This is a genomic window from Cupriavidus campinensis (assembly GCF_905397395.1).
In the GTDB taxonomy this organism is placed as follows: Bacteria; Pseudomonadota; Gammaproteobacteria; order Burkholderiales; family Burkholderiaceae; genus Cupriavidus; species Cupriavidus campinensis.
The window spans coordinates 1-2,316 of sequence record NZ_CAJPVH010000129.1 but is presented as its reverse complement, the minus strand read 5'-3'; the positions used below and the strand labels follow the sequence as shown (position 1 = coordinate 2,316).

General features: G+C 69.4%; 3 protein-coding genes and 1 pseudogene. All 4 read left to right on the top strand.

Going from position 1 to position 2,316, the window contains the following annotated elements:
* Positions 1-666 (top strand): annotated as a pseudogene (locus KHO18_RS28110) (BON domain-containing protein); the annotation flags it as partial.
* A gap of 76 nt (positions 667-742) precedes the next feature.
* A complete protein-coding gene (locus tag KHO18_RS28105) occupies positions 743-946 on the top strand; it encodes a hypothetical protein (RefSeq protein ID WP_092297932.1) in 204 nt (67 codons plus the stop codon).
* Between the two features lie 82 nt (positions 947-1,028).
* Positions 1,029-1,520, top strand: coding sequence for a hypothetical protein (locus tag KHO18_RS28100; RefSeq protein ID WP_144195008.1), 492 nt, complete (start codon positions 1,029-1,031; stop codon positions 1,518-1,520).
* Positions 1,517-2,316 (top strand): type III secretion system inner membrane ring lipoprotein SctJ (gene sctJ, locus KHO18_RS28095; RefSeq protein WP_244845163.1); only part of this gene is annotated, 800 nt, incomplete at its 3' end. The genes KHO18_RS28100 and sctJ, both read left to right, overlap by 4 nt.

Here is a 2,316-nt window from a genome sequence, read left to right as displayed (position 1 = left end):
GGCGCTGGCTGGGCCGCAGCCACACTCACGCAGCGCGGCGCCCCGGTGCCCGGCGCGCAGGTGGACCCGGCGGCGGTGCGCAAGACCGTGGCGGCGTTTCCCGAGCTGGAGGTGGTCTCGCAGCCCAACGGCACGGTCGCCGTGCGCGGCTTCGTGAATTCGCGCGTGGACCGCCAGCGCGTGGCGCAGGCGCTGGCGCCCTATGGCCGCGCGGTGCAGCAGCAACTGCGCTCCGCCGACGATCTGATCGAGCACATCCAGCGCTATCTGGACGAACCCGGCGTGGGTATCGCCTATCAGGGGCAGGGCCGCGTGCTGCTCAGTGGCACGGCAGACCCGTCTGCCGGGCGCGACAAGGTCAAGCGGCTGACCGAAGACCTGCATCCGGGCGTGCTGGTCACGGACCGCATCGATTACCGCGAAACGGCGGACAACCGGCGCCGGCAGGTGCGCGACGGGCAGATGGAGAACTGGCAGGGCGTGTTTCCGGCGCGCGTGGTCAGCATCACCGAGGACGGCGAGGGCAAGCGCTCGGTGCAGCTGGCCAACGGCAGCCGGTATTTCGAAGGGGCGGTGCTCAAGAACGGCGCCGAAATCGAACGAATCGACGCGGATGGCGTGGTGCTGCGCGACAGCCCGGTGCCCGCGCCGCCGCAACGCAAGTGATTTGCATCACGCGATGCAGATGCCGCCGGCCTTTGGGGGCCTGGCGGAAGGTCGTCAACCCACCAAGGAGCAAACCATGGCAAATGAAGTGGACCTGAACGCCAAGATGAACGAGATCCAGCAGAAGGCGCAGGAGTTCTCCGTGAACATCCTGAATCTGCAGGACACGCTGACGCGCCAGAACGCCGTTGTCAGCAGCGAGATGGCACACAACACGCAGAAAGCGAACCTGATCCAGGGCGCCATGCAGGATGTGAAGCAGACCTCGCGCACGAACTGACGTTCGCAATGCTGTCTGTTGTCTTCCTCTCCCGGGGGCGGGGGAGGAAGACATCAACCGCCACACACACGGGAGAACCACCATGGATCCCACCACGATTGCCGCCACCGGGGCCGTAGCGGGCGCCGGAGGCAACGCTGGGCCCGGCTCGGACGCCGCCACGCTGGCCGCGCATCAGGCGCCGCCTGCCGCGCCAACGCACGCCAGTCAGGCCAACCCCGCCGACGCCCAGACCTTCTCCGACATGGTGCGCGGCGGCCAGGCGGCCGACGGCTCGCGCGGCGCCCACGCGGCGCGGGCCGCCAGCGACCCGTCGTCCACCACGCTCGGCAACGCCATCCGCTCCAGCTACGTGTCCGCCGGCGAGGAAGCCGCGCGGCAGGCCGCCCGGCTGGAGGAAATGCGCGCGGGCATGTTCGCCGCCATCCACACCGGCAGCACCTCCGACGTGGTCTACCAGGCCATGATGCTCCAGACCCAGTCGCTCGAGCTGTTCTCGTCGATTCACGTCACGTCGAGCATCGGCAGTGCCGGCACCAACCTGTTCAACAGCCTGCTGAAGAACCAGCAATGACCGCACCCCTTTCCCGTTGGATGTGCCGCGCGCGGCTGGCGCTGCCGCTGCTTGCCGCGCTGGCGCTGGCCGGCTGCAAGGTGGACCTGTACGCCTCCCTCAACGAGAACGAGGCCAACCAGATCCTGGCCGCGCTGACCGCCGATGGGCTCGATGCCGAGAAGGCGCGCGCCGGCGATTCGGGCGGCGGCAACCAGGGCGGCAACCAGGGCGGCAACTGGAGCGTGCGTGTGGAGGAGTCGCAGCTGCCCGCCGCGCTGGAAATCCTGCGCAGCGAGGGGCTGCCCGGCGAGCGCTTCGCGTCACTGGGGCAGGTGTTCCAGAAGCAGGGGCTGGTGGCCACGCCCACCGAGGAGCGCATGCGCTATATCTATGCGCTCTCCCAGGAACTGTCCGAAACCCTGCGCAATATCGATGGCGTGGTCACCGCACGCGTGCACGTGGTGATTCCAGCCACCGATCCGCTCTCCGACAAGATCCGCCCCTCGTCGGCGGCGGTCTTCATCAAGCATCGGCCGGATGTGGACCTGCGGCTGCTGGTGCCGACCGTCAAGGACATGGTGGCGCACAGCATCGAGGGGGTGACGCATGACAGCGTGTCCCTGTCGCTGGTGGAGGCGCGGCCGTTCACGCCCGTCGCCCATGCAGCGGCGGTGCCCGGGGCGTTTCCGGTGGGCCGCTTCGCGTTGATCGCGCTGATGGTGGTGCTCGCCGCAGCGCTGATTGCCGCCGGGGCGCTCGCCTGGAGGCGGGGCGGGCTGCGCTGGCCGCCGCGCGCGCCGTCGCGGGGCCTGTC

Bases quoted from the DNA above. Each gene is read 5' to 3' on its own strand.
- KHO18_RS28105 (WP_092297932.1), top strand. From the start codon at position 743: ATGGCAAATGAAGTGGACCTGAACGCCAAGATGAACGAGATCCAGCAG.
- KHO18_RS28100 (WP_144195008.1), top strand. From the start codon at position 1,029: ATGGATCCCACCACGATTGCCGCCACCGGGGCCGTAGCGGGCGCCGGA.